The 26,380-nt window shown below is 63.4% G+C and carries 26 protein-coding genes; 5 read left to right on the forward strand and 21 right to left on the reverse strand.

The window, feature by feature from the left end:
* Positions 1-99 precede the first annotated feature (99 nt).
* The 11 genes from SO139_RS00005 to SO139_RS00055 form a co-directional block, all read right to left on the reverse strand.
* Positions 100-1,248, reverse strand: a complete 1,149-nt coding sequence (locus tag SO139_RS00005) for an amidohydrolase (RefSeq protein WP_449380212.1) — start codon at positions 1,246-1,248, stop codon at positions 100-102.
* A 102-nt stretch (positions 1,249-1,350) separates the two neighbouring features.
* Complete coding sequence (locus tag SO139_RS00010; RefSeq protein ID WP_449380213.1) at positions 1,351-2,439, reverse strand: mandelate racemase/muconate lactonizing enzyme family protein; 1,089 nt, start codon at positions 2,437-2,439, stop codon at positions 1,351-1,353.
* Positions 2,440-2,656: 217 nt separating this feature from the next.
* Complete coding sequence (locus SO139_RS00015; RefSeq protein WP_449380214.1) at positions 2,657-2,911, reverse strand: DUF1127 domain-containing protein; 255 nt, start codon at positions 2,909-2,911, stop codon at positions 2,657-2,659.
* Between the two features lie 433 nt (positions 2,912-3,344).
* A complete protein-coding gene (locus tag SO139_RS00020; protein ID WP_498539475.1) occupies positions 3,345-4,613 on the reverse strand; it encodes an MFS transporter in 1,269 nt (422 codons plus the stop codon).
* Positions 4,614-4,693: 80 nt separating this feature from the next.
* Entirely contained in the window at positions 4,694-4,825 is a 132-nt protein-coding gene (locus SO139_RS00025; RefSeq protein WP_449380216.1) for a hypothetical protein, read from the reverse strand.
* Positions 4,826-5,113: 288 nt separating this feature from the next.
* Entirely contained in the window at positions 5,114-7,075 is a 1,962-nt protein-coding gene (locus SO139_RS00030; RefSeq protein WP_449380217.1) for a tetratricopeptide repeat protein, read from the reverse strand.
* 392 nt (positions 7,076-7,467) lie between these two features.
* Positions 7,468-7,614 carry a hypothetical protein gene (locus tag SO139_RS00035; RefSeq protein ID WP_449380218.1) on the reverse strand — a complete coding sequence of 49 codons (147 nt, stop codon included), beginning with the start codon at positions 7,612-7,614 and terminating at the stop codon, positions 7,468-7,470.
* A 137-nt stretch (positions 7,615-7,751) separates the two neighbouring features.
* Entirely contained in the window at positions 7,752-8,552 is an 801-nt protein-coding gene (locus SO139_RS00040; protein ID WP_449380219.1) for a class I SAM-dependent methyltransferase, read from the reverse strand.
* A gap of 53 nt (positions 8,553-8,605) precedes the next feature.
* Positions 8,606-9,394, reverse strand: coding sequence for an ABC transporter ATP-binding protein (locus SO139_RS00045; RefSeq protein WP_498539476.1), 789 nt, complete (start codon positions 9,392-9,394; stop codon positions 8,606-8,608).
* Positions 9,388-10,323 (reverse strand): ABC transporter permease, encoded by a 936-nt coding sequence (locus tag SO139_RS00050; RefSeq protein ID WP_498539570.1) that lies wholly within the window; start codon positions 10,321-10,323, stop codon positions 9,388-9,390. Before SO139_RS00050 ends, SO139_RS00045 begins: the two co-directional genes overlap by 7 nt.
* A gap of 104 nt (positions 10,324-10,427) precedes the next feature.
* Positions 10,428-11,558, reverse strand: coding sequence for an ABC transporter substrate-binding protein (locus SO139_RS00055; RefSeq protein ID WP_449380221.1), 1,131 nt, complete (start codon positions 11,556-11,558; stop codon positions 10,428-10,430).
* Between the two features lie 321 nt (positions 11,559-11,879).
* Here SO139_RS00055 and SO139_RS00060 point away from each other — a divergent pair, with 321 nt between their 5' ends.
* Positions 11,880-12,209 (forward strand): hypothetical protein, encoded by a 330-nt coding sequence (locus SO139_RS00060; RefSeq protein WP_449380222.1) that lies wholly within the window; start codon positions 11,880-11,882, stop codon positions 12,207-12,209.
* 100 nt (positions 12,210-12,309) lie between these two features.
* Here the strand turns inward: SO139_RS00060 and SO139_RS00065 are convergent, their stop codons facing one another.
* The 7 genes from SO139_RS00065 to SO139_RS00095 all read right to left on the reverse strand — a co-directional run bounded on the left by SO139_RS00065 (position 12,310) and on the right by SO139_RS00095 (position 19,973).
* Positions 12,310-12,711, reverse strand: a complete 402-nt coding sequence (locus SO139_RS00065) for a hypothetical protein (RefSeq protein ID WP_449380223.1) — start codon at positions 12,709-12,711, stop codon at positions 12,310-12,312.
* Between the two features lie 183 nt (positions 12,712-12,894).
* Positions 12,895-13,164: an HGGxSTG domain-containing protein gene (locus SO139_RS00070; RefSeq protein WP_498539477.1), complete on the reverse strand. Its 270-nt coding sequence runs from the start codon at positions 13,162-13,164 to the stop codon at positions 12,895-12,897.
* A complete protein-coding gene (locus SO139_RS00075) occupies positions 13,161-13,823 on the reverse strand; it encodes a hypothetical protein (protein ID WP_498539478.1) in 663 nt (220 codons plus the stop codon). Before SO139_RS00075 ends, SO139_RS00070 begins: the two co-directional genes overlap by 4 nt.
* 324 nt (positions 13,824-14,147) lie before the next feature.
* Positions 14,148-16,688, reverse strand: a complete 2,541-nt coding sequence (locus tag SO139_RS00080) for a branched-chain amino acid ABC transporter ATP-binding protein/permease (protein WP_449380226.1) — start codon at positions 16,686-16,688, stop codon at positions 14,148-14,150.
* Positions 16,685-17,560, reverse strand: coding sequence for a branched-chain amino acid ABC transporter permease (locus SO139_RS00085; RefSeq protein ID WP_449380227.1), 876 nt, complete (start codon positions 17,558-17,560; stop codon positions 16,685-16,687). Before SO139_RS00085 ends, SO139_RS00080 begins: the two co-directional genes overlap by 4 nt.
* An 85-nt stretch (positions 17,561-17,645) precedes the next feature.
* On the reverse strand, positions 17,646-18,890 hold the full coding sequence (locus SO139_RS00090; RefSeq protein WP_449380228.1) for an ABC transporter substrate-binding protein: 1,245 nt from the start codon (positions 18,888-18,890) through the stop codon (positions 17,646-17,648).
* Between the two features lie 144 nt (positions 18,891-19,034).
* Positions 19,035-19,973, reverse strand: a complete 939-nt coding sequence (locus SO139_RS00095; protein WP_449380229.1) for an IclR family transcriptional regulator — start codon at positions 19,971-19,973, stop codon at positions 19,035-19,037.
* A 174-nt stretch (positions 19,974-20,147) separates the two neighbouring features.
* Between SO139_RS00095 and SO139_RS00100 the strand changes: the two genes are divergently transcribed.
* The 3 genes from SO139_RS00100 to SO139_RS00110 are packed head-to-tail and all read left to right on the forward strand — an operon-like array spanning position 20,148 to position 23,101.
* On the forward strand, positions 20,148-21,947 hold the full coding sequence (locus tag SO139_RS00100; RefSeq protein ID WP_498539479.1) for a thiamine pyrophosphate-binding protein: 1,800 nt from the start codon (positions 20,148-20,150) through the stop codon (positions 21,945-21,947).
* Between the two features lie 46 nt (positions 21,948-21,993).
* Positions 21,994-22,698: an SDR family oxidoreductase gene (locus SO139_RS00105; protein ID WP_449380231.1), complete on the forward strand. Its 705-nt coding sequence runs from the start codon at positions 21,994-21,996 to the stop codon at positions 22,696-22,698.
* A gap of 19 nt (positions 22,699-22,717) precedes the next feature.
* Positions 22,718-23,101, forward strand: a complete 384-nt coding sequence (locus SO139_RS00110) for a cupin domain-containing protein (RefSeq protein WP_449380232.1) — start codon at positions 22,718-22,720, stop codon at positions 23,099-23,101.
* 190 nt (positions 23,102-23,291) lie between these two features.
* On the opposite strand, the gene SO139_RS00115 is transcribed toward SO139_RS00110, so the two are convergent.
* Positions 23,292-23,762, reverse strand: a complete 471-nt coding sequence (locus tag SO139_RS00115; protein ID WP_449380233.1) for an NUDIX hydrolase — start codon at positions 23,760-23,762, stop codon at positions 23,292-23,294.
* An 82-nt stretch (positions 23,763-23,844) separates the two neighbouring features.
* The gene (locus SO139_RS00120) at positions 23,845-24,828 is read right to left on the reverse strand and encodes a lytic transglycosylase domain-containing protein (protein WP_449380234.1); all 984 of its coding nucleotides are present in this window, start codon (positions 24,826-24,828) and stop codon (positions 23,845-23,847) included.
* A 187-nt stretch (positions 24,829-25,015) separates the two neighbouring features.
* Between SO139_RS00120 and SO139_RS00125 the strand changes: the two genes are divergently transcribed.
* Positions 25,016-26,050, forward strand: a complete 1,035-nt coding sequence (locus SO139_RS00125; protein WP_498539480.1) for a L,D-transpeptidase — start codon at positions 25,016-25,018, stop codon at positions 26,048-26,050.
* 41 nt (positions 26,051-26,091) lie between these two features.
* Here the strand turns inward: SO139_RS00125 and SO139_RS00130 are convergent, their stop codons facing one another.
* A complete protein-coding gene (locus SO139_RS00130; RefSeq protein WP_449380236.1) occupies positions 26,092-26,367 on the reverse strand; it encodes a hypothetical protein in 276 nt (91 codons plus the stop codon).
* Positions 26,368-26,380 lie beyond the last annotated feature (13 nt).

A 26,380-nucleotide genomic window follows, 5' to 3' on the forward strand; every position in this document is an offset into this window, starting at 1 on the left:
CGATGCCTTCACCCCCGAGGAATGCGCCAACTACCTCAAAAATTCAGGCTATCGAACTTAATGCCATCACGCTTTAGCGGTGTGGCCAGCCGTCGACGGCTAATTCGCGGATAGCGCTATCTTGGCGACCTCGGCCATCCAGCTTGATGCCACCGGCAGGATCGCGTCGTTGAAATCGTAACGCGGGCTGTGAAGCTCGGCGCCGTCGCGCAAGGGCCCGTTGCCGATCCAGACGAAGGCGCCGGGGCAATGCTGGAGATAGAAGGCGAAATCCTCGCCGGCCATGCTCGGGGCGAGGTCGCGGCGCTGCGGTGCCTGCACCTTCTCCGCGGCGATGCGCGCAAGGCTCGCCTCCGCCGGCGTGTTGACGACCGTGCCGACGCCGAAGGTGATGTCGGGCGTGACCTTGACGCCAAAGCTCGTCGCAATGCCGGCGCAGGTCCGCTCGATGGCTTCGACGATGGTATCGCGTACCGCGCCGCGATGATTGCGCAGCGTGCCGCGGATCACCACGCGCCCGGCGATCTGGTTCGCCGCCGTGCCGCCCTCGATCGCGCACAGCGACAGCACGGCGGTGTCGAGTGGATCGACATTGCGCGCCACGATCGATTGCAGCGCCACGATCAGGTGGCCGGCGGCGACGACCGGATCGCGCGTCAGATGTGGCATGCCGGCGTGACCGGCGTGTCCCTCGATCGTGAGCGTGACGCGCCCGCCGGACGCCATGACGACGCCGTCGTGGACCGCGATGGTGCCGGCGTCCAGCCCCGGCCAGTTGTGAAAGCCGAAAATCCGCGTCATCGGAAAACGCTCGAACAGGCCGTCCGCGACCATCGCGCGCGAGCCACCAAAACCTTCCTCGGCCGGCTGGAAGATGAAATCGATCGTGCCGCTCCAGCTCCGATCTGCTGCGAGCAGCGCGGCCGCGCCGAGCAGCGATGCTGTGTGGCCGTCATGGCCGCAGGCATGCATGACACCTTGATGATGCGAGGCGTAGGCAAGCCCCGTTTCCTCGGTGATCGGCAGCGCATCCATGTCGGCGCGCAAGCCGACGCGGCCTTGCGCGGATCCGCGCGTCAGCGTCGCGACGATGCCGTGGCCGCCGATGCCGGCCTCGAAGGGAATGCCGAGCTCGGCTAGCTTGTCCTGCACGAAGGCCGACGTCGCCTTCTCCTGCAAGGACAGCTCGGGATTAGCATGCAGATGCTGGCGCCACGCGGTCAGTTTCTGGTGAAGGTCAGGTGTCAAGGCAGGTGTCTTTCGGATGGTGCCGGCACCGCCACCATAGCCGAATCTCCGGCTCGTACATCCGGCATGCCGGAATGGCTCGCGTGCAACAAAGCGCTTCGCTCAAGGCGAAAGCTGTGCCAGCCCTTGCCAGTCGAAGTTGATGCCGTGACCGGGACGCATTGGCGCCAGCGCCATGCCGCGGTCGAGCACCAACGGATGCTCGATATAGCGGTCGAGCCCGAAACCGTGCGCCTCGAGATAGGAGCGGTTCGGGCAGGCCGCGAGCAGGTGCACTGTGATGTCGTGCGCACCGTGGCTGGTGACGGGCAAGTTGAAGGCCTCAGCGAGCCGCGCGATCTTCATGAACGCGGTGACGCCGCCGCAATTGGTGACGTCGGGCTCGGGATAGGACACCGCGCCCGCGGCGATGTAATTCTTGAACTCCCATAGCGAGCGCAGATTTTCCCCCGCCGCGATCGGCACGCCGCCGGAGCTGATGATACGAGCATGGCCTGCGACGTCGTCGGGGATGATCGGCTCCTCGAGCCAGGTGAGATCGAACGGTTGCAGTGCGCGGGCAGCGCGGATTGCCTCCTCGACGCTCCATTTCATGTTGGCATCCGCCATCAGCGGAAAACCGTCGCCGAGATGTGCTCGCATCGCCGCGACGCGCGCGACGTCGGATTTGAGATCGGGCCGACCGACCTTCATCTTGATGGCGCAAAAACCCTTGGCGAGATTGGCCTCGGTCTGCTTGAGAAGCGCCTCAACCGGGAGATCAAGGTCGATGCCGCCGGCATAGCAGGGCACGCGGGCATCGAAACCGCCGAGCAGGCGGAACAGCGGCAGGTTCGCGCGGCGTGCCTTCAGGTCCCACAGCGCGATGTCGAGCGCGGAAAGCGCGAGCACCGCGGCGCCGCCGCGTCCGCCATAATGCAGGCCCCACCAGACGTGGTGCCAGATCGCCTCGGTGTCGTCGGCCTCAAAGCCTTCGATCAGTTCGGGGATTTCACGTTTCAAGATATCGGCGATCGCGCCGCCATTGCGGCCGACGGTGTAGGTGTAGCCCGTTCCTTCCGCGCCACCGGCATCGCGCACGCGGCAGGTGATGAGCTCGAACGCCCTGATCTCGCCATGCGTGCTGTCGGAAAGGGTGACGGGGAGGGGGATCCGGTAGAGTCCGGTCTCGGCCGTTATGATGCGCGCCATGCTTCCATCCCGCATTTTTCTTTGCAGGGTACGCCGATCGCACCAGCCGGATCAAGCGACAGCTCGCAGGATGGGTCAAGCGGCTTGTCCGCCGAAGCCTGAGAGGCAAAGGTGGAAGCGATGCCCATCATCCATTTCAAGATGGGCTTCGCGCGAAGCTCGATATCCTGGATGGCTCTTCCCCGGCCGGATGGAATTCAAGCGTCGGAGGCAGATATCAGAGCATTGCTGGCGGAATCGATCGGGCACCGCGCGGGTCGATATTCGGGTTCGAGGCGACGTAGTCGATCTCGCCACGCGAAATGCCGATGTCCATCAGCTCCCGGTCGGCGAGATTCGACAAGGCGGCGCTCAGCCGCGCGCGCTTGCGCCGCTCTTGAAACGCCTCCCAATGTCTTTCCAGGAATCTGACGACGCGCCGGGCGGAAGCGAGCCTTCTGTCCAACCGTGTTGCATTGTAGGTCGTGCTCATGGGCGCAATCTCCGGATTCCAAAATCGGCCGGCCCGCGCATCGTCGCCGCCGCCTCGCTAGCGGGCAGTCTTCAAATCAACTGTGATCGAAACACGGTTGGCTTCGCTATCACTTGGAGCGCGCAGCCAACATTTCTGTCTGACGGAGGCAGGCGCAGCCGCTGCGACGGTTACGTCGAAGGCACCCGCGATAGCTCCGGTCCAAACAGCTTCCTGATGGAAATCTCCTGCGCAGAAAATTTCGCAAGCCGACTTCCGTCGACGACTTTAGCTCGCTGCCGCAGGGGCCATTGTGAGCGAATTCACAGGCAGCAGCGAATTTCGAACGCCCGCGACAATTCGTCTCGCCGAGAATGTGCCGAAAGTTGTGCGCAAGCTTTCCTCAACCCGCCCCGAACGTCGGCAGCCAGGGCGAAAGCCCCGGCGCGCTCTCTCATCGATTCATGCGCGGCGATGGCGAGCTTGGCGATGTATAAGCCAGAAAAATCAGCGTTCCCGCCGCAAGCGCTGCGGCCATGAACAGCAGCACCGCCGGCAGCCCCGCGAGCGCCGCCACTGCGCCGGTGGTCGACTGCATCAGGGCTGCGCCGAGGAAGAAGGCGAGGTTGACCGCGGCGAGTGCCTTGCCCGCAACTTGCGCGTCGACGAGCTGCCGGGACATGCCGAACAGTAGCGGTTGTGCGGAGGTCGCAAGGCCAATGAGCACGAACAGCACGAGGTCGTATTGCGGCGGCATGACGGGAACGCCGAGCAGCAGAGAGACCGCAAAGCGCGGTGCGCCGAGCGCCATCAGCGCGAGCAGAAATGCGGCGACGAGGTGCGCGCTGGCAACCAGCTCGCGGCGGCGGCCGAGCCTGCGATCGATCATGCCGATGCAAAGCGGCCCCGCGATCATCGCGATCGTGAAGGCGCCGAGCTGGTTGCCGGCCTCGACTCGCGACAAGCCCTTGATCTCCATCAGCCACGGCCCGCCCCACAGTCCCCGCAGCACCAGCGAGGTCGCAAGCGACACCAGTGCGAGCGCGATCAGCCCGCGCAGGGGACGCGACAGACCGAGCCGCAGCACCTCGATCATCTGCGACAGGGCTGAGGAATCGTCCTTGTGCTCGGCCGGCTGGTTCGGCACAAGCACGAACACGGCGAGCGCCACCAGGATGCCCGCGAGCCCAGCGATCCAGAACCCGGCGCGCCAGCCATAATGATCGACCACGAAGGCGAGCGGGCTCGATGATAGCAGCATGCCGATATTGCCGATCGAGAGGATCGCGCCCGACCACAGGCCGAACCGCGCCGTCGAGAGTTGTTTGGCAGCCAACGTCATCGGGCACATCAGCATGCCGGAGGTGGCGACGCCCAGCAGCAATTGACCGAACGCGAAACTTTCCGGCCCGGTCGCAAAGCCGGAAGCCGTGGCGCCGACCACGGTCCCGCCGAGCAGGCTGAGCGACACCGGCCGCACGCCAAAGCGGTCCATGGCCGCGCCGACCGGAATTTGGGCTGCGGCAAAGGCGAAATGATAGACCGAGGTGAGGCTGGCCAGCGCCTGCGGCCTGATGCCGAAATCCGCCGCCATCAGATCGATGCTGACCGCCGGGATGGTGCGCAGCAAGGTCGAGAGCATGTGACCGCAGGCGAGCGCGATCAGCGCAAGGATCAGAGCGCGGGTGCCAACTCCCGTTTCCTCCGTGGTCACCGCAGTCACGAGCGTCCTATCCCGATAAAGCTTTTCGGTGGCGTTACACGATTGGGGGAAGGGTGCCAACTGCGGGAAAGACAGCCCCGTTATTCCAGATTGATTTGCTGTTCGAGGCTGCTGGCCTCATCCTGTCCCGCGTATGATGGCACACCGAGCGACAGGCTCAGGGTCAGCACCGTGACCGCAACACGAAACGATGCTTTCACGGCCTTCATCACGCATTTCTCCGACGCGCAAACCGCGCAGCAATCACGTCAGGATTTGTTGGTGATCCCTTGCGTCGTCGGGGTCGGAGGCGAGCCTCAAAGCTTTGGCAGCCGCCATATTGAGGGTCCACGCGCGACGAACGAGCCGATCGCTTCGCTTGTTCGAAGCGATCGGCCAAGTCTAGGGAGGAACCGCCCGTGGGGCGCGGCAAAGCGAGCTAATGCTCACGTACCAGCATAGTCTGCCCGGCGAACACGGACTATGATCTAGGTCACATGAGAACGAGCCACAGGGTGACGTCAGATCGCCCCGATGTCGTTGGTGTTGTACCCATCCGAAACTTGCATCCGCTGCATCGCGCCGGTCTCCTCGTGCCACGGTAATCCGGAGACCGGCAACGCCGACACTTGATGCATAGCCCGCCGCCGCAGGTCGGCGCGCAGCCGCTCGAAGACGCCACTCCAGTCGTTTCGCCGCTCCTGCCGATATAGTCTCGCGGTCGGGTACCACGGACTGTCCTCACGCTTGAGGAGCCAGCGCCAATCGGGGGTGAACGGCAGCAGGGTCCATACCGGGCGTCCGAGTGCGCCGGCAAGGTGCACGACCGACGTATCGACCGAAATCAGCAGATCAAGGGCGCACAGGGCAGCCGCCGTGTCTGCGAGATCGTTCAAATGCGGCGACAGATCGGTAACGGCGTGCGACAGTTCGAGCAATGCGGCATGATCCGCAGGCCGGACATCTTTCTGCAGGCCATAGAGCCGTACTCCGGGAGTAAGCAGTTCGGGTAGCAAAGCGGCCGCGGCGATCGAGCGCTGGCGATCACCCCTGTGTTTGGGGTTCCCGGACCAGACGACCCCCACACGGAGGTCGCCGTCGGCACCGAGGTGCTGCTGCCAGGCCGCGACTGCCGCCGGATCAGCGACAAGATAGGGGATTTCGGCCGGAATGTTGTCGAGATCGGTCCTGAATAGCCGCGCCAGGCTCATGAGCGGAATATGAAAGTCGAAGTGCGGCCGTTGCGCGTCTTCACCGATCACCGTTACTCCGGCGAGCGATGAGCGCAGCAGCCGCTCGAGCCCGCGGGGCGCAAGCAGGATCACGCGGGCGCCGGCGCGCGCCAGCAGCGGAAGATAACGGACGAATTGCAGGACGTCACCGAGCCCCTGCTCAGAGCGCACAAGCAGGGTGCGGTTAGCAAGATCTTCGCCTTGCCAGAGCGGTTGCGGCAGGTTCGGCGCGCTGAGGTTGCGAACGCCGCCGCGCCAGCGCCACTCGTATTCGTCCCAGCCTTGGTCAAGTTTGCCGTGCCGTAACAGGTTGATTGCCAGGTTGAACCGGATCTTGCCAGAGCTCGGTGCCAGCGCCGCAGCTCGCTGAACGACGTCGAGCGCAATCTCGCCGCGACCTTGTTGCTGGAGGGCGACGCCGAGATTGGACAATGCCTTCGCGTTCTCTGGATCCAGCACGAGGGCCTGCCGATAGCATGCGATCGCGGCGTCGAGCTGGTCCTGCCCCTGGAGGGCAACGCCGAGATTGATATGTGCGTCAACATGCGCGGGATCGAGCGCCAGCGCCTGGCGGCATGCCGCGACCGCCTCATCACGACAGCCAAGCTCTTCGAGGGCAGCACCGAGATTAATGGAAGCTTCAACGTTCGCGGGATCGAGGACCAGCGCCTTGCGGTAGCACACGATTGCCTCGTTGTGGCGACCGAGCTCCTCGAGCGCAAGGCCGAGATTGACGTAGGCATCGGCTCCGTCGGGACGGAGTTCGATCGCCCGCCGGTAAGCATCCACGGCGGCATCCGGCCGGCCGGCATCCTTGAGCACCACGCCCAGATTGAAGTGAATCACGGCCGAGTTCGGATCGCGGGTCACGGCCTGCTGCATGGCCTCGACCGCCTCGGCGTGCTGACCGCTGTCGTTGAGGGCAATACCGAGCTTGGAATGGAGCTGGGCGCGAGCCGCCGCCAATCGGATGGCGCGCCGATAACACGCGATGGCATCGACGCGGCGGCCGTCGACCGTGAAGGCGTCGCCGAGAATCTCAAGTGCCTGCGCATCGTTCTGGCGGATCGCCAAGGCGCGCTGCAGCAGCTCGATCGCCTCAGCGCGCGCTTCGGGCGTGCCGTCGAGGCAGAGCGCCACCGCCAGCAGCACCATGGCATCCCGATGGCGATGGTCTTTCGCCAGGATGGCACGGCACAGCGCCCCCGCCTCAGCAAGACGGCCACACGCGTGATGGCTCACGGCGGTCACAAAGGTCGCCCTGACGTCGCCGATGTGAACCATGGCGTTGTTCATCCCAGTTCCGCGTCCTGTTCTTCGATCTTCAACGGCCGGCATGCGGATTTCAGGCAGAGTTTCGCGGTGAGCGGAACGGAGGGGATACGCGTCGGAGGTCCTGTGGGTAAAGCGGAGCAAAACTCATCGTCACCGCGATGCGGAACAGGATGGTTTTCGGCGCAGGTTTCATTGGCGACGAAGGACACGCATTTTGTGAAGCAACGATCGGGCAATGGAGACGTTCTGCCGGCGGGGAGGGCGGCGTGGCACTCAACAAAAGAGGAGTAGATGATGGACGCTCCGCGTACGCGACCAAAAATCCCCGGCTACGCAGGGCGTCGGATGCGTGACGTGGCCTGCTCGGATTATGTGGCGACAAGATAGATCGCGATGACGATGACCGCGGCCGAGACCAGCGCCGTAAACAGCATGCCATAGGGACGAGCCCACCTGCCTTCCGTCGTCCCGGCGACGTTGAGCTGCGGCGGTTCGGCTGGACCTTCGCGTATCATCGTCGCCTGTACTTCACAGGGATGAACGACGATGTGACGCCGTGTTCCGCGTTTGTCGCGAGGGAAAACCGCTTCATACATTTTCCGGACCATGCTCTAGCGAATTCGCGGTGCGGAACTTCTTGAGGCGGGTCGAGCTAGGGAACGATGCCACGGCAGGCCCAGGCGACGTTTGCAAAGGACCTCGGGCCATCGGGCCGGCCAGCCTCGTAGGCATCGCGCACGGCGGCGTCGGTGCGCGCTCGCTCCGTAGCGTCGAGCGATGCCACATATTTGCCGAGCGGCCCTTCGCCAGCGGCAATCGGCGCCCAATAGTCGGCAAAGCTTTGGTAGTCCATGCGGATCATCAGCTCCATTTCCGCCACGTCCACGAGACCCTGTTCGACAAAATTCCGCCTCAGTTCTCCCGGCTGCATCATCGGTTGAAAGCAATAGCGACTGCGCAGCTGTCGCCCGCTTTCACCGAGTGCCGCCACCGTGTCGACCATCATGCGCATGCCGGGCATGCCGCCGAGATGATCCCACACCGCTGCCGCGACCACGCCGCCCGACCGAACGACGCGGCGCATCTCGGCTACTGCCTTGCCGGCTTCGGGAACGAAGTGGAGCACGAGAAGCGCCAAAGCGCGGTCGAACGCGCCGTCCTCGAAGGGCAGGGCGCAGGCATCCGCTTGCCGGACGTTTATTCGCGGGTGTGTGTTGCGCCGGATCACCTCTTCGACAAAGACCGGCGAATAGTCGACTGCGGCGATTTCGGCGAGGTCAGCGGTTTTGGCGAGCGCGAAGGTCAAGCTCCCGGTGCCGCAGCCGACGTCGAGAATCCTTTCGCCGTCGGCAACCCCTGTGAAGTCGATGAATAGCCGCGCGAGTCGTCGACTCCAGCGGCCCATGAGCTGCTCATAGCCCGCGGCGTTGTGGACGTTGAATTCGGAGGTCATCGAAGTCTCCGTGCGCTCGCTCGATTTCTGGACTCGGCGAGCTCCTTTGACGGTTACCATGCCTCATCGAGGCCGAGATGCTCGAACACTTCGCGACGAAGCTCAACGAAGCGTGGATCGCCCCGGTGGCGTGGATAGGGCTGGCTGTTGACGATCTCGGCCTTGATCCGTGCTGGTCGGTCGCTCAGCACGACGACGCGGCCGGCAAGCAAGAGCGCCTCCTCGACATCGTGCGTGACCAGCAGCGTCGTGAAGCTTGAGCGCTGCCAAAGTGATACAAGTTCCGCCTGCATCGCGATGCGCGTCAGCGAGTCGAGCTGGCCCAATGGCTCGTCGAGAATGAGCAGCTTCGGGTCGTTGACCAGCGCGCGCGCCAGAGCCGCGCGTTGCGCCATGCCGCCGGAAAGCTGGTGCGGGTAGGCATTGGCGAAACTCGTGAGCCCGACCAGGCGCAGGGCGTCTTCAATACGTCCTCGATGGGAACGCAGCAACCCGCGTGCCTCCAGGCCCAGAGCAACGTTGCTCCAAACCGTCCGCCATGGGTAAAGCGTGGGATCTTGAAAAACGACGACGCGCGACGGATCGGGCGCTTCGATCTCCTTTCCCTCCGTTAGCAGGGAGCCGGCTGTTGGTGTGTCGAGCCCTGCAACCAGCCGCAGCAGGGTCGATTTTCCGCACCCACTCGGTCCCAGGAGAGCGACGAATTCGCCGCGGCCGACCTGCAGGCTGATGCGGTCCAATACCGGCAGCGGTTGCCCTTCGAGATCGAAGCGATGGCTTACTTCGCGGAGCGTCAGCGCGGATCCGCGGACCGGGTTTTCGCTTGCGATCGCCGCTACCACCGCACCAGACCTTTCTGCCAGGATAGCAGGTGGTCCCGCAAGCGGAACAGCAACGTGATCAGTCCGGAGCATAGGAACGCCATGAGCAGCAGCGCGGCGTACATGTTGGCGTAAGCCGCCCAACCCTGCGCCCATTGCAGATACCAGCCGAGCCCCGCCTTCACGCCCAGCATTTCGGCAACGACGAGAACCGCAAACGAGTTGCCGAGGCCCATGAACAGGCCAACGAAGACATGCGGCATTGCCGCCGGAATGGCGACCTTGAGCACGAGGAAACGCTGAGTCGCTCCCAATGTCCGCGCGATATCGTAATAGGCGCTCTTCACGCCGGCGACACCCGACCAGGTGAGCACGGTGACCGGGAATCCGGTGGCGAGCGCAATCAGGAAAATGCTGGCGCTGAAGCTCGACGGGAAAACGAAAAATGCGAGCGGCAGCCAGGCCGTCGCGGGCAGCGGCCCGATGAATCGCAAGACTGGGTGGATCCAATAGCCGACGAGCCGCGACCAGCCGATCGCCACGCCGGTCACAAACCCCACCGCCGCACCGATAAGATAACCGGTCGCGAGCAGACGAGCCGAGGCGAAGATGCCTTCAACCAGCCGCCCCCAGTCGTCGATGACGACTTCGACGATGGCCTGCGGCGGCGGAAAAAACGGCAACGGAAGCAATCCGAGCTTTGCTGTCACGACCTCCCAGGCAGCCAAAAACAGCGCAAGCGCGAACAGCCAGGGGAAAAGCCGCTTGAGACGCTGAAAAGCAGAAAAACGAACGCCGGCAACGGCCGCCAAGGCAAGGGCAACGGCCAATGCTCCACAAGCAATGGCGAGGCCGTCCGTGTAGATCCAATCGTTTTCGGGTCTATCCGGCCAGAACGCAGTGAGCGCGGCAACCACAGACCATGCGGCGGCCACAGATAGTCCGCCGATTAACGGCCCAGTGGTTGAACGTTCAAAAACGCCGAAACCCGATTTCTCTGATGGCCTCGGCACTTCGTCGATGACCGAGCTCACTGCGAATCTTCCCAATCGGCTCAGCTTAGAACGTCAAGATAGATCCGTTCGGCGAACTTGGCCGGATCAGTGCTTCGCTTGATGACGTTCACTGCCTTGAGTTCATCGGTGTACTGTAAAAGCTGCTTCTTGAGCACCGCGCCGACGGGATGATTGTGGTGAGTATGGCTGCGATACATCGTGGCGAGATCCTCTACGGACCCTTTCCCGCCATAGCCCGAATAGATTGCTGCGGCATCGGCGGGATCGGTGGCAACTCGGTCTGCCGCTTCCAGTATCGATCGTGTGAGAGCGGCCGCCACCGGCATTTCGTTTCGGGTGAGGCTGCCACGTATCGCGAGAACGCAGCAGGTTCGATCGACGAATTCACCCGTCAAGTTCGTCGCGATCTCGTTGAGCTTGCCGTCCTTGAGCCACAGATAGGGCAGCGGATCGATCTCGGCCAGCGCCTGCACTTCGCCCTTATCGACGGCAAGCGCGAGCAGATTGGCCGGGTACTGGCGCCACTCTACCTCTTGGGCCGGATCGATGCCCTTCTTGGCGAAGTAGATCGAAAAGAAGTTCTTCGCGGGGCTCGCTTGATCGCTGATCGCGATCGCCTTGCCGCGCAGGGACTCCAGGCTGTCAATGTTCGCGGCCTTGGAGCCGAGGAGCCGGATGCAGCCGCCATGCACCCCGGCGGTGATCCGAACGTCGAAACCTTGCTCCAGCGGTTTGAGCCAGCGCAGGGCCAATCCTAGACCAGCATCCGCCTTGCCGGTTGCAATCGCCTCCAACAACTGGTCGGTCGAACCCCCGAAATTGACGAAATCGACATCGAGGTTGTGCTTGGCGAAGATACCCCGTTCCTTGGCGACTGGCGCAGCGACTGTGCAGGCCGCGTTCGCGTTCCAGGCGATCTTGAGTTGGCGGGGCGGGCCCTGCAGCTCTTCGCTGCTCGCTGCGACGCGGCAAATAAAGGGCTCGGCCGGAATATCAGACAGCGATCCAGTCCCGGATGCCGTCAGCGCGCGAGCTGCTCCGAACATCCCAAACGGCGCCGCGGCGCCGACGGTGCAAACCAAGGTGAGCACCGAGCGGCGAGAGAGGGCACCTCGCTTTGCCTCGGACAGACCTTGCGTCAAGCTGTTGTCAATTTCGCGCTTTTCCATGTGTTGCTCCCAAACTCGCGTGTGAATGGAAAAAACCCATCGGAACCGGGTGGCGCTTTGTGGGGCCTTAGCTCGCCTCTCTTGCTTTGGGCATCATCCGAGCCCGTCGGCTGCACTGGTATGAAGCGTTTCACACTAACGCAAAAAATTGGAAGGAGATAGCTGCGCGACGATCAAGGCTCTCGTCAATCGTGTTGACCTACTCGCGGCAAGCTACCGGTTGGGTTTCGCGCCCTTGATCCATGTCGACCCTTCGCTTCACTTGCTCGATTGCGGGAATGTCATCAATGTTGCGCCGGGGCATCCTTGCAAGGAGGTCGCATGATTACCGCCGTTGTACGATACAAACTGCCGCCGCAGATCGACTACGCGGCGTGTCGCGAGCACTTTCACAAGATCGCACCCAACTTCCGCGAAGTGACAGGGCTGATCAGCAAGCACTTCATCTGGTCCGAGAGCGGCTGGGCGGGCGGCGTGTACCAGTGGGAGCGCATCGAGGACGCCAAGGCGTTCTACTCCGGGCCGTGGCTCGAGGGCATCATCCAGCGCTACGGCATGAAGCCGCAGATCGATCTGTTCGAGGTCTTTGCGGTGACCGACAACGCCTGCGGCAAGGTCGAACTGTTCAAGGAGACCATTGCCGCCAAGTGACTCCGAGCAAGTCTCGCTCATCTGCTTTTAGAGCATGGCATGCAGAGCCCTGGCGTCGTCGGCGGTAGCGAGATGACGTCCGAGTAAGGCCCTGCATATCTCAAGGTTTCGGCTGCATGCCCTGCAAAAAGCGAAGCGGGTTGAGCGGGCCAATGGGGATCAGTTCGAAGCTCATCATATGTGCCTTACCCAAAGGCAGCTTTTCGAGCATTTCGTGAGCGACCGCCGGATCAGTGACGTTGATGATGAACGCCACGCCCGGCTTTCCCTGTAACGAGTACCACTGCTCGATCTTGCCATCGAGGTAAAGGTCGACAGTTTCCCGAACTTCCTCCGGTAGGACAGCAAACACCTGCGATTGTTCAAAACCGGGATTGATTGTCCCGATGGCGAGAATTTTGGTCGTCGGCGTCGTTTTCATAGCGGCTCCTTGTGCGTTTGCTGAATTGAAGCCGGCGAGGCAGCCGATAAGTGTCAATGCGGCGGCAGAAGCGAAGTTCATGTTGTCTCCCCTCTGTGTGTCGCTCGGGCGACCGAGTGAACCCGTTGGGAGAGCATCGCCTGCGAGGCAGCCGGATAGCAACGATAATCGCCTCTTCCGCGGAGGCGCGCAGTCCATTGAATGGTGACATCAAGGGTCAATGCAGGACGAAAAGGGCCGCCCGCTCGGAGCAATCGGCCAGTCTCACTTGAGCTCCCTGAGCAGTCTCCGCGTCTCACTCAACAATTCCTGAATTTGCTTTTGCTCGGCCATGGCCTTCTTCGTGAACAGCCCATGCTTCCGGGCATTCCTGTTTCCCCGTGGCGCGCCCGATCTCTCCGCGCCGCCGTGCATTCGGCAGCGCCTCTTACCCTGCGTTGCCGGTGCGCGACAGATGCCGCCGCTGCGCGTTCTGGCGCCGCAGCGCGGGCTTGCCAGCATCGCGCTCGTGGTGCGGGCGTGACCGCCGCTCATGCGGAGGCATCTTGGCTTGCGTCGACGGGGTCCCGTCCGCCGACAGGTGTCATCGGGACCGTCCGCGCATTCGCTAGCGCGGCTACCGGGCTCGCCTCCGACACGATCATGCGCGCGTGCTGCGTGACGTTGCCGACAATGGCCTTGCCGCCGTCCTGCACCGACAGGTTTTGCACGGTGATGGCCGGCTCGCCCTTGTTCCGGTAGCGGTTGAGCGCCTCGATCTGGGCCGGAAACGTACGTACGAGCTTGCCGAGCGCACGGGCGGCGCTGTCCTGGCACTGGATGTCGCCGGCGCTGGCGAGATGATGCGCACTTCGCATCGCGGTAACGTGCACGGCGATCATCTGCGCCGCCAGCATGGCCTCGATGGCATCCCGGGGCTTGATGCCCTGCATCATCGAAATCATGAAGGCGAGGTTGGCGTGGTCGAGCTTGTTGCCGTTCACGCTCGCCTTCACCAGTTGCTTGAGAATGCCGTACATGGCGTCGCTGTCGGCGACCCCGAACGTCTCAGCCATCAGCCGTTCGCCCGTCTCCAGATCCGGATGGTCGATCTCAAAGCCGCGTTTGGAGAACTTGATCCTCGGGAATTCTGTCGTTTGCGGTCGATCGCCTGCTGCGATTGCCGCGGTGTTGTGGTTCGAAGAGGGCGTCATGTCGCTGCTTCCTTGGGTCGGCGCAGGCGCGTGGGTGGATGCGCGCCAGGCCGATCGCCTGTCCGCGGCCCGCCGGACCGATTGCTGATGTCGTTGAGGATGTTTTGCGCGCAAGGTGTCGCGACGCGCCGTTGCCGGGCACGCCGTGGGTCGCTTCAGGGATTTGGCAATGATGGCATTATGCCGGTGATTTGCCCGACGTGTCAAAGGATTTCGTAAAATCGTAAGGCCTGTGCCTCCCGTCCCCGCTACTTTGCATCGGGGTTGTCTTCGAGAGTTTTGATGGGGCTGGCCAAACCGGCCTGACATGGCGCGCCTCGCAGCTTAAAGCCACAGGATCTGCTTGCGATAGCTGAGGTCAGTCAGAAGCGGCTTGGCTGGGCCCTGGTGGAATACCGCGCCGCGCTCCAGCGCGAAGACGCGATCGGCGAGCGCGAGCACGAGGTCGAGATTGTGCTCGACGATCACGATCGACGTGTGTCGCCGGAGCTGGTCGAAAACCTTGAAGAGCTCGAGCGTCACCGCCGGTGCAAGCCCCTCGAAGGGCTCATCGAGCAGCAGCAGGCGAACATTGCCGGACATCGCCCGGGCGACCGCCACCATCTGCTGCTCGCCGCCGGACAGATAATCTGCCGCGACGTTCATGCGCTCCTTCAGTCGCGGGAAGGTGCGCAGGATCTGCGCCTCGTCCCAGACCACGCCGTCGCTGCCGTCGGTCTTGCGTGCGAGGCGGCCGAGCGCGAGGTTCTCCCGGACGGTCATGCCGGCGAACAGGCCGCGGCCCTGCGGCACATAGCCGATGCCGCGGCGCGCGATGTCGGGCGCGTCGAGGTGCACGATGTCCTCGCCGCGATAGTCGATGCTGCCGGATGCCGCGGGCACGAGGCCTGCGAGCGTTTTCAGCAGCGTCGACTTGCCGGCGCCGTTGCGACCCAGGAGCGCGACGATCTCGCCCTCGCGCACGTCGAGCGAGGCGTCGTTCAGAATGTGGCTCTTGCCGTAAAACGTGTTGACGTGCTCGAAGCGCAGGATCGGCTTTGTCGCGCTTGCGGCATCATCGCTGCGCTGATGCGCGACGGCGGGGATGCCCGTGCCGGTGTAGATCTCCTGCACCCGCAGATCTGCGCGCACCGCATTGGGGCAGTCCGACATCAGCACTTCGCCCTGGTTCATCACGGTGACGACGGCTGAGAAGCCGAGCACGCGGTCGATGTCGTGCTCGACGATCAGCACCGGGATGTTGGCGGCGATGTTCTTGACGAGGTTGGAGACGCGCTCGCGCTCGGCGGCGGCAAGGCCCGCGAGCGGCTCGTCGAGCAGCAGCACCTGCGGCTTGCAGCCGAGCGCGATGCCCAAATCAACAAGTCGCTGCCCGCCATAGGAGAGCTCGCCGCCCTCAATCTCCTCGATGCCTTCGAGCCCGAGGAATTTGATCAGCTCAGCCGTCTCGGCGTGGATCTCTTCGTACGCGTCGATGTCGTTCCAGATGTTGAAGCGCATCGGCCGGCGCGCCTGAAGCGAGAGCCTTAGGTTCTCGTAAATGGTGAGGCCGCGGAACAGGTTTGTGATCTGGAACGAGCGTGCCAGCCCCCGATGGCAGATCAGGTTCGATGGTACGCCCGCAACCTCACGGCCGTTGAGGCGGATGCTGCCCTGGTCGGGCGCGTAAAGGCCGGAGACCAGGTTGAACAGCGTGGTCTTGCCGGCGCCGTTCGGCCCGATCAGCGCGTGGATTTCGCCGGCACTGATGCTGATGCTCGCATCGTGCACGGCACGGATGCCGCCGAACTTTTTCGAGACGCCGCTCACCTCGAGCACCGTGCCCTTCAGCGCCTCGGTCCGCAGGAAGGCCGGCAGCGGCAGGCCATCATAGATCTTGCGCCGGCTCATCGCTGCCGACTCTTCGCTGGCAGGCTGGATGCGACGCATGATCAGCGCGCCGATGCCGACGAGGCCGCCGGGCGAAAACATCACGAAGGCGACGAAGGTGATGCCGAACCAGAGCAACCAGTCCGACGTCCAGATCGAGAACAACTCGCGGAACAGGATGAAGAACAACGCGCCTAATGCGGGGCCGAGCATGCTGCGCATGCCGCCGATCACGACCATCGCAAGAAGCTCGCCGGCAAACGGGACGGAGACGGCCTCCGCCGAGACGAGATAGTTCAGGAACGCGATCAGCGCGCCGGCAATGCCGGTGACTACCGCCGAGATCACGAAGACCGCGAGCTTGTAGCGTTCGACCGGATAGCCCTGGAACGTCGCGCGCAGCTGGTTCTCGCGGATCGCGACCAGCACATGGCCGAACGGCGAGCGCGCCAGGCGCAACAGGAGGTAGAGGACGACGAGGCCGATCGTGGCGACGACGGCGTAATAGGCCACCGCATTGTCGAGATCGAGCGGGCCGACGTGGCCGCGCTTCAGCCCGCCGAGACCGTCCTCACCACCGGTCAGGCTCGTCCAGCGGAACGCCGTCGTATAGACCAGTGCCGCGAGCGCCAACGTCAAAAGCGAGAAATAAACGCCGCGCCGGCGCAGGATCAGCGCGCCGACGACCGCCGATGCCGCGCCGACGATAACCGTCGAGAGCAGCAGCGGCAGCCAGATCTCGCCCGGAAAGAAGCGGAGCTGGATCAGGCCTGCCGCGTACGCGCCCACGCCGAACCAGGTGCTGTGGCCGAAGGAGACGAGGCCGGTGTAACCGATGCAGAGGTTGAGCCCCATGGTGGCGATCGCAAGTCCGATCACCCAGGTGCCGGTGTTGAGTGACAGGCCGAGGGCCCTCAGCACGAACGGCAGTGCGATCACTGCGATCGCCGCGATCAGCAGCGGTTTCAGCTTGTCGAAGGTGGACGCCCGCCTCATTCGAACTTCTCGATGCGTTCGCCGAGCAGGCCGCGCGGTCGCACCAGTAGCACCAGGAACATCAGGATGTAGATCGAGGCTTCGCCCGCGGCCGGCTCGAAATGAATGGCGATGCCGCGCACGACGCCGACGAGCAGGGCGGCGATGACGACGCCCCAAAAGCTGCCGAGGCCGCCGATCACGACGACGACGAAGGCGACCGTCATGATCTCGGCGCCCATCGCCGGATGCACGGTCGTGATCGGCGCGAAGAACGCGCCGCCGAGCGCGGCCATGCCGACGCCGAGCATGACGATTGCGGTCATGTAGGGCTGAAGCCGAATGCCGAGCGCGGCCACCATGTCCGGCCGCTGGATGCCGGCGCGCACCACGCGTCCGAACGAGGTCTTGTGCAGGAGCAGCCAGATGCCGACGAGCACCACTGCCACCACCGCCAAGATCAGCAGGCGATAGCGCGAAAACAGAAAATCACCGACGATCACCGAGCCGCGAAAGCTTTGCGGGATCTCGGCCGACACCGGCGCCGCGCCCCAGATCATGCGGATCGCCTGCTCGGCAACCATGGCAAGGCCGAAGGTCACAAGAAGACTGAGGATCGGGTCGGACGTATAGAAACGGCGCAGGATGAAGCGCTCGAAGAGGATGCCGAGCAGCGCCACGGCAAGTGGCGAGATCACCACTGACGCGCCGAAACTGAGGCGATGCGTCAACTCGACGAAGACATAGGCGCCGAGCGCATAGAAGGCGCCGTGCGCGAGATTGACGATGCCGCCGACGGAGAAGATCAGCGACAGCCCGAGCGCGATGAGCAGGTAATAGCCGCCGAGCACGAGGCCATTCACCACCTGTTCCAGCAAGAACTCGAACTGCATGTTGCGTCCATCACCCTGGCAAAGCGGCGCCGGCTGCTCTGCCGACGCCGCTGGCGCCACTGACCATTTTGCGCGAGAGCGTGCGTCAGGCCTTCATCTCGCAGGGATTCTGTTCCCTGGTCGGATAGATCTGTTCGAGAGGATCGTTCGCCGCCGGCACGGCGTCGCCCAGCACCAGCATGTCCCACTGGTCCTTCATCTGCTCCTTCGGCTTCACCGTGAACGGATAGGCCTCCTGCACGAGCTGATGATCCCAGGAGCGGAAATAGGCCTTGCGCGCCTTGCCGATGTCGAACTCGGACTGCTTCTCGAAATAGCCGATCAGCTCGCCGCTGTCGGTCGACTTGGTCGTGTTGATCGCCTCCGCGAGCAGCTTGAGCGTCACATAGTCGATCCAGGCGTGGTTTTCCGGCGGCTTGCCGTACTTCTTGCTGAAGGCCGTGACGAACGCCTTCGAGGTCGGATTGTCCAGCGTGTGATACCAGACTGTCGGCCAGGTGCCGCTGAGATTGCCGGCGCCCGCCGCCCAGGCATCGCCGGTGTTGAGATTGAAGCCGACCAGCGGATAGGGCAGGCCGAACTCGGCATATTGCTTGACGAGATTGGTGACCTGGTTGCCGGCGAGGTTGCAGCACACCACATCGGGCTTGGCTTGACGCGCTTTCAGAAGATACGGGCTGAAATCGGTGACGTCGGTCGCGATCAGCTCGTCGCCGATCAGATTGGCCTCGTGCGTGCCGAAGAAGGCCTTGGCCGCCTTCAACAGGTCATGACCGAAGATGTAGTCGGCGGTGAGCGTGAAGAATTTCTTACCCTTCACCATGCCCTTCTGCGACAGCGCGGTGCCAACCGCATTGACCATCACGGTGTTGGGGATGTCGCAGTGGAAGGAATATTTGTTGCAGTTCTTGCCGCGCAGCGCGTCGGAGCGCGCGCCGGTCGAGAAGAACACCTTCTTGTTGCGCTCGGCGACCTGCATGATCGTGAGCGAGGACGCCGACGAGATCTCCCCGAGCAGCACGACGGCGCCATCCTGTTCCAGCATCCGCTGCGCCTTGGTCGCGGCGGTCGCGGGGTTGACGGAGTCTTCGGAGAGCAGATCGATCTGCTTGCCCAGGATGCCACCGGACTGGTTGATCTCGTCGGCGGCGAGCTTCACGCCGAGCTGGGCATAGCCGCCGATTACGCCGAGAAAGCCGGTCAGCGGCGTCAGGTGTCCGATCCTGATCTTCTCCACCTGGGCGCGCGCGATGGCGGGAAATCCAAGCGCGGATGCGCCGGCAAACGCCGCGCTCGCCCTTAGCAATGTCCGTCGGCTGGTGCGGATCATCTCAAAGCCTCCTCCCCGGTGCATCGCGGTGTCCCCCTTCAGTATCGACTATGCGATATTGTGAGAGATGCTTTTTTAATGCTGGAGGATAATCCCGAACGCGGTTGCCGGTGTCAACCGGCAAAATCGCCGCTTGCGCGCCACTTAGACTTTTTTCGCTGCTGGCTTGGATGTCGTGGTATTGGCGCCGAACTCCGCGGAGAGACGGTTGGCCGCGACCTGGACGACCTGCGCGCTCGCATGCAGCGCCTGGTTGGACAGTCGCCAGATCGGTCCGGAAATGCCGAGCGCCCCGATCGCCTGTCCGGTGAAATCCAAAACCGGCACGGCGACGCAGCGCACTTCCGAATTGAACTCGCCATCATCGAAGGCGACGCCGGTACGCTGCACCTCGGCGATCTCGCGCATCAGCACGCCAGGATCGGTGATGGATTTCGGCGTCGACGGCTTCAGCTCGGCGCGATCGAGGAAACGCTTGAGCTGTTCGGGACGCAGCGAGGCAAGAATGATCTTGCCCAGTGCCGTGCAATGCGCAGGCCGTACCACGCCGACACGGTCCGTGAGCTGGAACGCGCCCGGCCCGCTGGTGCGCGCGATGACGATGACGGCATCGCCCATGCGCACGGCAAAATGGCTGCTTTCGCTGGTCTCCCGCGACAGATCCTCCAGCACGGGCGTTGCGACATTGACCATCTCGATCTCGTCGAGCGCGGATGCCGCGAGCGCAAACAGTGGACGGCCGATGCGATAGCGCTTGTTGGCCTTTTCCTGCCGGAGATAGCCGAGCGAGACCAGCGTCTTGGCGAGATGAAAAGTGGTCGAGTTGTGCAGGCCGACGAGCTTGCTCAATTCGGCGAGGCCAATCCCTTCGCGATGCCGTGCAACCTCTTCCAGAATCGAGAAGGCGCGGCCGAGCGACTGCACGCCGCCGCCGCGCTGCTTGTCCTCGGCGTCGTCGCCATCCGTCGGTGTCGGCGGGACCAGTTCTGCTATGGCCGCCTTGCGCGGGCTTGCGGGCTTTTCACGAGTGCCGGGCGTGGTGCGCGATCTCAAGGAAAATGCCCCCTTCGATGAATCCATCATGGCTCGAGTCCTGACACTAACACGCGATTGGCAGCGGAGCCTCGCGCGTTTCCCTGGAACGAAGGTTATCACAATATAAATTGACGTACAGCATTATGAGAAATAGGGTGCCGGCGGCTCAACGATGGCCGCCGCATCGAAAAGAAGCCGTCGGGCCGCAGGGAGACGAGTTGAATGTCGCGAAACATGCTCAACGGCGCCCAGGTCATTGTCGACTACCTGATCCAGGAGAAGGTGCCGCAGGTGTTCGGGCTGTGCGGCCACGGCAATATCCAGTTTATCGACGCGCTGTATGAGCGTTCGTCCGAGATCAAGACGATTTCGGTTCATCATGAGAGCGTCGCCGGCTTCATGGCCGACGTTTACTACCGCGTCTCCGGGCGTCCGACTGCGACTTTCACCTCCTGCGGGCCAGGGTCGGCCAATTTGCCGATTTCGCTTGCGAATGCCTTTCTCGATTCCGTGCCGTTCATGGCGATCACTGGCAACGTGCCGACCAGCCAGTTCAATCGCGGCGCGTTCCAGGAAATGTACCGGCACCATCAGGCCGATTTTCCCTCCACGGTGCGTTCGATCTGCAAGAAGGTGTTTCAGCCGACGCGCGGCGAGATGGTGCCGCTTGCGGTGCGGCAGGCCTGGAAGACCATGATCACGGGACGGCCGGGGCCGGTGGTGGTCGACGTCCCCTTCGATGTCTTCATGGAGTCGGCCGCGGAAGAAGCACCGAAGGCGATCGACTGGAACGCAAATATCTCCAGCCGCTGCGGCGCCGATCCCGAAGGCGTGGTCAAGGCGGTCGATATGCTGCTCGCTGCCGAGCGCCCTGTGATGCTGGTCGGGCAGGGCGTGCGTTACGGCGGTGCTGCGGACGAGCTCCGCTGGCTCGCCGAGCGGCTGCAGATTCCGGTTGCGGCGTCAGCCTCTGGTCTCGGCGCGCTCGACGTCAGTCATCCGCTGGCGCTCGGTCTCGTCGCGCGTGCCGGGCACTATCAGGCCAATCACGCAACGCGTCAGGCCGATGTGCTGCTCGCCCTCGGCGTTCGCTTCGACGATCGCACCTCGAGCTCGTGGATTCCCGGTTATTCCTTCACCATCCCGCCGACCCGGCTCATCCACGTCGACATCGACCCCGAGGAGATCGGCCGCAACTATCCGGTCGCGCTCGGGCTGATGGCCGACGTCCGCACCTTCCTGCGGCAGGTGCATGCCGAGCTCGATCGTCGCGACAACCTGTTCAGGAAGTCCGATGCGCGCAAGAAATGGCTGGCGCAGATCGATGGCTACCGCAGGGAATGGGACAAGTTCGTCGCGCCTGGCTTTTCCGACGACACTACCCCGATCAACCCGCAGCGCGCCGCTGCCGAGATCGACAAGGCGCTCCCGGAGGACGCCATCCTCGTCAGTGACATCGGCGTGCACCACAACTGGCTCTTGGGCTTCTGCAAGCCGAAGCGGCCGGATTCGCTGATCGGCTCGATGGGGTTTGGTCCGATGGGCTTTGGCGTCGCCGGGGTGATGGGTGCGAAGTTCGCCGCGCCCGATCGGCCCTGTGTGTCGGTGTGCGGCGACGGCGCCTTCTTCATGCATGCCAACGTGCTGGGTACCGCCGTCGAATATGATCTGCCCGTGGTGTGGGTGGTCTGGAACAACTACGCCTATGCTTCGATCCGCGGCTTGCAGCGTGGCTATCTCGGCGGCCGCGAGCTCGCGACGGACTTCAAGGACCCTGTCAGCGGCCAGCGCTACAATCCTGATTTCGCGGCGATGGCGCGCTCCTGCGGGGTCGAGGGCGTGCGGGTGGATCGCGCCGCAGATATCGGCGAGGCCATCCGCAAGGGCATCGCGGCCAACAAGCCCTATCTCATCGACGTTGATATCGCCGCCGACGTCAACCCGGCCGGGGCCGGCGTGTGGGAGCTGCCGGGCCTCGGCCAAAGCAAGGCGGGCATCGGCACGCGCTATCAGCCGGGCTGATCGCGCGCGACGCGACTTTCAAGACGCAACATCAGGGGACACGGGAATGACGCTCGCAGGCAGGAAGGTCGTGGTGGTCGGTGGCTCCTCCGGCATTGGGCTTGCCACAGCCGAGCTCGCCAAGAAGCAGGGCGCGGACGTCATCATCGCCTCACGCAATGCTGCGAAGCTCGACGCCGTCGCCGAGCGGCTGAATGTGATTGCGATCCCGGCCGACGTGACCAGCGATGGGAGCGTCGCCGATCTGTTCCGACGCACCGGCGCGGTCGATCACGTCGTTCTGACCGCGGCACAGCTCAAGACGGGTCCGTTCAAGACGGTCGCCATGGACGACGTGCGCGGCACGATGGAAGGAAAGTTCTGGGGTGCCTGGCGCGTGGCGCGCGAGGCAGAGATCAGGCCTGGCGGCTCGCTCACGCTGGTCACCGGCTTTCTCAGCGTGCGGCCGCGTCCGAACTCGGCGATCATCAGCGCCGCGAACGGTGCGCTGGAATCGCTGGCACGAGCCCTCGCGCTGGAGCTTGCGCCGGTGCGCGTCAATGCGGTGTCGCCGGGCGTGGTCGACACGCCGATCCGCGCCGCGATGCCGGAAGCGGCGCGGCGCGAGATGCTGGCGAAGACGGCCGCCGCGCTGCCGGTTGGCCGCGTCGGCGCAGCCGAAGACATCGCGCAGCAGATCCTGAGCTTCATGGTCAACGGCTTCGCCACCGGATCGATCGTCTATGTCGATGGTGGCGCGCTCGTGAACTGATCCGGAAGGGAGTTCGATCATGGCAGATGAAACCAACGGCGCCTTCATCCGTAACATCGCCGAAGTGCCCTGGCGCGAATTCCCCAACCATTTCGGCGGCGCCTTGTCGAAACCGCTGGTGATGCCGGAGAATTCGGGCTCGCGTCACATCGACTACCGTATCTCGATGTACCAGCCGATGGCTCATGTCGCCCGCCACCATCACAAGGTGCAGGAGCAGGTCTACCACGTCCTCGAAGGCGAGGGGTTGATGGAGATCGCGGGCAAGAACCGTGTCGTGCGCAAGCACGACGTCATCTTCCTGCCGCCTGGTGTCGAACACGCGATTTCCAACTCAGGCCTGGTCGATCTCGTGTTCCTGGTGGTCACCTCGCCGGTGACGGATGACGAGAAGCCGGTCTGAGCGGGCAGTACCGGAAGGGAATGGGCGTCCTGGGGATTTCGAGATGATGGCAATTTGCCACTGATTTGCCCGACGTGTCAAATGATTTCGTAAAAGACGAAGTCGATCATGCCGGCGACATCCGGCTACTTTGCATGGGGTTGTTTTCGAGATTTTGCCCTGAGGCGTTGGCGCGGCGCGCCAACGCGAGCTATCCCGAGCCGCCGTCGACGCGCTGCGCCAGCCGATCGAGCAGCGGACGCTGGCCCGCATTGATCTTCTCGTGTGCCGTATCGAGCACGAACCATTCGGCGCGGTCGACCTCGGGAAAGCGCCGCCGCTTGCCGCTGCGCGGTGGCCATTCGATCTCGAACGTGTTGCTGCGAATAGACTGCGGATCGATATCGAACTTCGTGGCGAACGCCGTGACAATCTTGCCGCCGCGTTGCTTGACCTGACCGAGCTCGAGCAGCGGCACCGTCAGCTCGAATCCGAGCTCCTCGGCGAACTCCCGCCGCGCGGCTGCCTCGGCGTTCTGGCCCTCAAGATATTCGCCCTTCGGGATCGACCAGGCACCCAGATCCTTGTTGCGCCAGAATGGCCCGCCGGGATGTACGAGCAGGACCTCGATGCCCGATGGCCGCATCCGATAGGCGATGATCCCGGCACTCTTCAACGACATCGCAGGTTCCGTGGCCTGTCCGTCTTGCGTGCATTTCAACACAGGTCGGAAGCCAGCAAAAGATCGTCGAGGGGCTTCCGTATCAGCTCGAAGATCGCTCGCGCAATGCGATGCGAACGGCGTGGGTCTTTGCGCTTCTCGCCGCGCGTGCGGCGATCATGCTGCGCGCCTTACCGAGCCGCGTAGCACTGGCCGACGGTGTGCTTTTCTTGAGCACCAGTGCGAGCCGCTTGCGTGCTTGGTACGCGGCGAGCTTTGCCGTGGCCACCGCGGCTTGCGCCTTCTGGATTAGTGCCGTGACACTTGCTGCAGGTGAGGCCGAGACGAACGCGACCTCCTTGGTCTTGGATAACCCGCCGACGCCTTCGCACGGCGCTTCGCTGGGAAGATCAATTCGGATCGCGAGCATGTCGGCGTCCTCGATCCAGTCTTCCGCCCTGGTGCCGGTGATGATGCGGACGTAATCACGTGTCTCGCGCGGAAGTGCGCTCTGCTTCGCCAGCCATTTCTGGATGCGGCCGCTGCCGGCGTTGTAGGCGGCTGCGGCGAGGCCAAGATTGCCGAAATCATCACGCAGCTTGCGCAGCAGCCTTGCGGACGCGGGCAGCGCCTTGAACGGATCAAAGGGATCGTCGAGCCCGACTTCGGCTGCGGTTTCCGGCATGAATTGCGCGACGCCTCGCGCCCCGGCGTGGCTGACCTCGTTCGAGCGGAAGCGGCTCTCTTGCCAGATCAGGCGTGCAAAGAACGGGACCGGGATTTCGCTGTTCTCGGCGGCCTCGCGCAGTGCGTGACAGAATGCATCGTGCGGCGACCCTTCCGCCTTGCGTTCGGTGCTGGTATCCGCCGGCGCGTCTGACGGGGCAGAATTCTCTTGTGCGGGTGTCGCATTCGACTGCTCGTCGGCCTTGGCCCTTTCAAACAGCGCTGCGAAGGCGGTGGAGATTTGTTCGGATGGACTGATTGCGATGAGGAGAGTGTTGGCGCTCGATGGCGGATTGGCCGGTCCATCGAGGTCGAGCATCAGGACGAGGAACGCGGCGAGCGCCGCGAAAACAAATCGCATTGCTTGGGTGAGCCTCAATTGTAGCTGGGTTGGCCGCAAATGCGCTGCGGATAGGGACTTTTTGACGAGTCGATTGCGGCGAAGCTGCGATCTTTGCTGTTCCGTGCAGGAACACCGTATTTTCCTCGCTCTGGAACTTCGTCGCGTTCCGTGACTTTACGGAGAAGTCCCTGGCTGAGGATGCAGCATGTTGCGAACGCTTGCCGCCGTGGTGCTCTCGTTCCTTGCGGTGACGCCTGTCATCGCAGGTGGCCTCGATGCCGCTGCGATCAACGACGCGGTCATGCCCGCGAAGCCGACAGGCTCCGATAAGCCGAGCAGCTCCGTCGTCAAGCTTCAGATCCTGCTCGACCGGGCGCACTTCTCGCCCGGCGAGATCGACGGCAAGCTCGGCGAGAACGCGCAGAAGGCGTTGTCCGCTTTTGCCGAAGCAAATGAGCTAAATCTCGAGAAGACGATCACGCCGCATCTCTGGGACAAGCTCACGGCGACGAGCGACGGCCCGGTCATCGTCGACTACAGGATCACGGAAGCAGATGTGAAGGGACCGTTTCTCAAGAAGCTGCCGGCGAAGATGGAGGCCATGAAGAGTCTCGCGGCGCTGAACTACACGAGTCCGCGCGAAGCGCTCGCGGAGAAATTCCACATGAGCGAGGCGTTGCTCAGCGCGATCAACCCCGGAGAAAAGTTCGACAAGGCGGGCGAGATGATCGCCGTTGCAAATGTCATTGGGCAGCCGAATGCGATGCCGGTCGCACGCGTCGAGATCGACAAGGCGCGGCAGACGCTGAGGGCGTTCGACGCCAGCGGAAAGCTGCTCGCGTTCTATCCTGCGACAGTCGGCAGTTCAGAGAAGCCGACGCCGAGCGGCACGCTGAAAGTGACGGCCATCAATCAAAATCCGACCTATCGCTACAATCCGGATTACAGGTTCAAGGGCGTGAAATCGAGAAGGCCTTTCACGATCAGGCCCGGCCCGAACAACCCTGTCGGCTCGACCTGGATCAACCTGTCCGCCGAAGGCTATGGCATTCACGGCACCCCCGATCCCGGCAAGGTGAGCAAGTCGGCTTCGCACGGTTGCGTCCGGCTGACCAACTGGGATGCGCTGGCGCTCAGTGCGAACATCAAGCGCGGAACGCCGGTGGCGTTTCTGGACCGGCCGGGAGAAGCGACAACGCCTGCGCAGAACAGGCCGCTCGCAAAGAGCTCGCGGATGTAGCCTACTTGCAAGACAATCGTCGTCCCCAGACGGAGGCGCGGCTAGTCCTTGGGAAAGTCCTTGCGCATTGCGATCTCGGCGGCATCGCCAGGCGACAGCACGGTTTGGTCGAAGGCCGGCTGCGGCCTCGTCATGATGTCGTACAGCGAGATGCCCTTGATGGGCTTTGCCATCAGCTCGCGCACGCATTCGGCGAGCGTGCCGTTGTAGACGAGATAGGGCGGGCCTCGGTCCTTGAGGCGCTGGCCCTTCAGCGATGGCCACTTCTTCAGTTCGGCCGGCGCATCATAGGCGATCGGCGAGCTTTCTCTAAACATGCGCGTGAGCCCT

This window comes from Bradyrhizobium sp. UFLA05-89 (assembly GCF_059803475.1).

Bases quoted from the DNA above. Each gene is read 5' to 3' on its own strand.
- SO139_RS00010 (WP_449380213.1), bottom strand. From the start codon at position 2,439: ATGGCGCGCATCATAACGGCCGAGACCGGACTCTACCGGATCCCCCTC.
- SO139_RS00015 (WP_449380214.1), bottom strand. From the start codon at position 2,911: ATGAGCACGACCTACAATGCAACACGGTTGGACAGAAGGCTCGCTTCC.
- SO139_RS00035 (WP_449380218.1), bottom strand. From the start codon at position 7,614: ATGATACGCGAAGGTCCAGCCGAACCGCCGCAGCTCAACGTCGCCGGG.
- SO139_RS00040 (WP_449380219.1), bottom strand. From the start codon at position 8,552: ATGACCTCCGAATTCAACGTCCACAACGCCGCGGGCTATGAGCAGCTC.
- SO139_RS00055 (WP_449380221.1), bottom strand. From the start codon at position 11,558: ATGGAAAAGCGCGAAATTGACAACAGCTTGACGCAAGGTCTGTCCGAG.
- SO139_RS00060 (WP_449380222.1), top strand. From the start codon at position 11,880: ATGATTACCGCCGTTGTACGATACAAACTGCCGCCGCAGATCGACTAC.
- SO139_RS00065 (WP_449380223.1), bottom strand. From the start codon at position 12,711: ATGAACTTCGCTTCTGCCGCCGCATTGACACTTATCGGCTGCCTCGCC.
- SO139_RS00070 (WP_498539477.1), bottom strand. From the start codon at position 13,164: ATGAGCGGCGGTCACGCCCGCACCACGAGCGCGATGCTGGCAAGCCCG.
- SO139_RS00075 (WP_498539478.1), bottom strand. From the start codon at position 13,823: ATGACGCCCTCTTCGAACCACAACACCGCGGCAATCGCAGCAGGCGAT.
- SO139_RS00080 (WP_449380226.1), bottom strand. From the start codon at position 16,688: ATGAGGCGGGCGTCCACCTTCGACAAGCTGAAACCGCTGCTGATCGCG.
- SO139_RS00085 (WP_449380227.1), bottom strand. From the start codon at position 17,560: ATGCAGTTCGAGTTCTTGCTGGAACAGGTGGTGAATGGCCTCGTGCTC.
- SO139_RS00090 (WP_449380228.1), bottom strand. From the start codon at position 18,890: ATGATCCGCACCAGCCGACGGACATTGCTAAGGGCGAGCGCGGCGTTT.
- SO139_RS00095 (WP_449380229.1), bottom strand. From the start codon at position 19,973: ATGATGGATTCATCGAAGGGGGCATTTTCCTTGAGATCGCGCACCACG.
- SO139_RS00100 (WP_498539479.1), top strand. From the start codon at position 20,148: ATGTCGCGAAACATGCTCAACGGCGCCCAGGTCATTGTCGACTACCTG.
- SO139_RS00105 (WP_449380231.1), top strand. From the start codon at position 21,994: ATGACGCTCGCAGGCAGGAAGGTCGTGGTGGTCGGTGGCTCCTCCGGC.
- SO139_RS00110 (WP_449380232.1), top strand. From the start codon at position 22,718: ATGGCAGATGAAACCAACGGCGCCTTCATCCGTAACATCGCCGAAGTG.
- SO139_RS00115 (WP_449380233.1), bottom strand. From the start codon at position 23,762: ATGTCGTTGAAGAGTGCCGGGATCATCGCCTATCGGATGCGGCCATCG.
- SO139_RS00120 (WP_449380234.1), bottom strand. From the start codon at position 24,828: ATGCGATTTGTTTTCGCGGCGCTCGCCGCGTTCCTCGTCCTGATGCTC.
- SO139_RS00125 (WP_498539480.1), top strand. From the start codon at position 25,016: ATGTTGCGAACGCTTGCCGCCGTGGTGCTCTCGTTCCTTGCGGTGACG.
- SO139_RS00130 (WP_449380236.1), bottom strand. From the start codon at position 26,367: ATGTTTAGAGAAAGCTCGCCGATCGCCTATGATGCGCCGGCCGAACTG.